This is a genomic window from Streptomyces laculatispora (assembly GCF_017353455.1).
Lineage (GTDB): Bacteria > Actinomycetota > Actinomycetes > Streptomycetales > Streptomycetaceae > Streptomyces > Streptomyces laculatispora.
This window is the reverse complement of the sequence record NZ_JAFMPZ010000383.1, coordinates 1-3,176: the sequence shown is the minus strand read 5'-3', so window position 1 is coordinate 3,176 and position 3,176 is coordinate 1. Positions and strand designations below refer to the sequence as shown.

The 3,176-nt window shown below is 73.2% G+C and carries 2 protein-coding genes; one reads left to right on the top strand and one right to left on the bottom strand.

Features of this window, described 5'->3' with window-relative positions:
* Positions 1-312: 312 nt before the first annotated feature.
* Positions 313-1,596 carry a transglycosylase family protein gene (locus J1C73_RS19865; RefSeq protein WP_207317592.1) on the bottom strand — a complete coding sequence of 428 codons (1,284 nt, stop codon included), beginning with the start codon at positions 1,594-1,596 and terminating at the stop codon, positions 313-315.
* A 204-nt stretch (positions 1,597-1,800) separates the two neighbouring features.
* On the opposite strand from J1C73_RS19865, the gene J1C73_RS19860 reads away from it, so the two are divergent.
* Positions 1,801-3,176 (top strand): glycoside hydrolase family 3 protein (locus tag J1C73_RS19860; protein ID WP_207317591.1); only part of this gene is annotated, 1,376 nt, incomplete at its 3' end.

Genomic DNA, 3,176 nt, shown 5'->3' with positions numbered 1-3,176 from the left:
GCCCGCCGGCTCGCCGGACCCGGTGGGCGCTCGGCGGCAACCGGCAGGGGCGGCATCGGCCGTGGTGGCGTTTCCCGAGCCCGCGGGGCCGGGGCCCTCGGCACCGGAAACGTTTCCCGGCCCGCTGCCGCTGTCGCTGTCTGTACGGACAGCGCCGGAGCGCCGGTTGGGGCAGGTCGGGTTCGGCCCGGCCCCGCGGCCGCACACTCGCACCGCACGACGCGGCGGATTGCCCGGCGGGTCCACCACCTTGCCCACCGCTGCCGACGCGACAGCCGCGACGGCCGATGACGCCGGGCAGGGCGGGACTCTTCAGACCTTGACGCCGCCCGCCCTGAGGTAGGCCAGCGGGTCGACGTCGGACCCGTACTCGGGGCCGGTACGGACCTCGAAGTGCAGATGCGGACCCGTCACATTTCCGGTGGCGCCGGAGCGCGCGATGCGCTGGCCTGCGCCGACCTGCTGTCCGGCGCGCACATGGAGGGCCGACAGGTGGGCGTACTGGCTGTACTTGCCGTCGCTGTGCCGGATGACGATCTGGTATCCGTACGCCCCGCCCCAGCCGGCCGTGACGACCGTGCCCGAGGCCATCGCCCTGACCGAGGTGCCGGTGGGAACCGGGAAGTCGACGCCGGTGTGGTAACCGCTCGACCAGGAGCCGGGCTGACGGTACTGGGTGCCGGTGCGGGCCTCGATCGGGGCGGTGATCCCGGTGTGCTTCGCGGTGTGCCCGGCCTTGTGGGTCTCCGCCTTCTTCGGCTTGGCCTGCTGCTTCGGCTGAGCCGCCTGCTTCGGGTGCGCCGGCCGCTTCGGCTCGGGCTGCGCTGCCCGCTTCGGCGCGGCCTGCCGGGCCGCGGGCTTCGGGTCCGCCTTCGGGGCGGTCTTGGTGCTCGCCCTCGGGGTCCCGGCCAGGTCGAGGCTCAGCCGCTGGCCGGGGAAGATCAGATCCGGGTCGTCACCGACGACCTTGCGGTTCGCCGAGTAGAGCCGCTGCCAGCCGCCGAGGTCGCGGTCGGCCGCGATCCCGGAGAGCGAGTCGCCGCTCGCCACGGTGTACGAGTCGCGCTTGCCCGGCACCGTCGTCGGTGTGGCGGCTGCCGGGGTCTGCCTCGCCTGGACCTTCCTGGGCGCCGGGGTCCTGCCATCGGCGGCCGCCCGCTTCGGCGTCGCGGGACTGGTCGTCCGCCCGGTCTGCGGGCTGATGTCGGGAGAGTCACCGCCCCGCGCCAGTCCGGCCCGCGCGGAGCAGACCGGCCAGGCACCCGGCCCCTGCCCCTTCAGGACCTTCTCCGCGATGGCGATCTGCTGGTCCCTGCTGGCCAGGTCAGCGCGTGGCGCGTAGTCCGCGCCGCCGTACGCCGCCCAGGTGGACCGGGTGAACTGAAGCCCGCCGAAGTAGCCGTTGCCTGTGTTTATGTGCCAGTTGCCGGTGGACTCGCACGCGGCCACCTTCTCCCACACACTTCCTGACGCGGCACCCGCCGATGCGGCGGTGATCAGCGGGAGGGCTAGTCCCGCACCACCCGCAGTGACCAGCATCGAGGCACGGTTGATGCGGCTCGGCTGATATCTGCGGTGCCGTCCGTTCGCGGCCATGACTTGGCTCCCCCACTGACAGTAGGACACGTCGCAAGCGGTCAACTTATGTGCTGACAACGGGTGATGACAAGAGCGCGCGCGGTTGCCCGCATCAACGCCCGTGCAACCGTTCCCCATTGACACGGCTCAGTCGGCCAGCGACGCTGAGCCAGGCACGTCGGGAGAGCGCTCTCCAGGTGGAAGGCGCTGGGTTGAAGGGGCATGGCCGTCATGACGGACGAAGAGATCGATCCGCTGCTGGAGAAGCTCGACGCGGCGCAGAAGGTACGCCTGCTGACCGGCGGGAGCACCTGGCGCACGTACCCCGAACCGGCTGTCGGACTGCGCCCCCTCACCCTCTCCGACGGACCGGCCGGGGTGCGCGGCGAGACGTGGGACGAGCGCGAGACCTCGCTCGTACTCCCCTCCCCGACCGCACTGGCGGCCTCCTGGGACGAGCGGCTGCTCACGGATCTCGGCGCGCTGCTCGCCGCCGAGGCCCGCCGCAAGGGCGTGGACGTGCTCCTCGCGCCGACCCTGAATCTGCACCGTTCGCCGCTGGGCGGGCGGCACTTCGAGTGCTTCTCCGAGGACCCGCTGCTCACCGGGCGGACCGGGGCAGCACTCATCAGGGGCATCCAGTCCGGCGGGGTCGCGGCCACCGCCAAGCACTTCGTAGCCAACGACGCCGAGACGGACCGGCTGAGCGTCGATGTCCGCATGGACGAGCAGACCCTCCACGAGGTCTACCTCGCCCCCTTCGAGGCCGCGGTGGAGGCCGGGGTCTGGGCCGTCATGTCCGCGTACAACAAGGTCGGCGGCGCCACCATGTCCGCCTCCCCCCTGCTGGATTACCCGCTCAAGAACCTCTGGGGGTTCGACGGAACCGTCGTCTCGGACTGGGGAGGTGTGCGCACCCTCCTGGACACCGCGCGCTCCGCACAGGACCTGGCGATGCCCGGCCCCGAGGGCCCCTGGTCGACGGGCCTGCTCGCCGCTCTGGAGCAGGGACTGGTCTCCGCCGAGGTGGTCGACGACAAGGTGCGGCGGCTGCTGCGGCTGGCGCGGCGGGTGGGTGCGCTCGGCTCGCCCCGGCCGGTGTGGCGGCCCGCGGTGGCCTCCGCCGCCCAGCGGGCGCTGCTGCGCCGCGCCGTCGCCGCCGGTTCGGTACTGCTCCGCAACGACGGGCAGCTCCTCCCGCTCGATCCGGCGGGGCTGCGTTCGGTCGCGGTCATCGGCCCGCACGCCACGGCGGTACGCATTCAGGGCGGCGGCAGCGCGGAGGTCTTTCCCGACTCGGTGGTGACTCCGCTGGCAGGGATCCAGGAGGCGCTGGGCGGGGGCGCGAGGGTGACCCATCGGCCGGGACTGCCACTGCCGTCCCGGCCCCGCCCCCTCGGCCGGGACTGGTCGCGCGATCCCCGGTCCGGGGAACCGGGCGTGCTCGTACGGCTGCTCGACGCGAGCGGGGCCGAACTCCACGCCGAGCACCGGCTGTCCGGCCGGATCGTGGAGCCCTCCGTCGTGGTCGACGGTGCCGCGGCCGTGGAGATCCGGGCCCTGGTCCGGCCACCCGTCGGCGGGGTGTGGACCTGGGC

Bases quoted from the DNA above. Each gene is read 5' to 3' on its own strand.
- J1C73_RS19865 (WP_207317592.1), bottom strand. From the start codon at position 1,596: ATGGCCGCGAACGGACGGCACCGCAGATATCAGCCGAGCCGCATCAAC.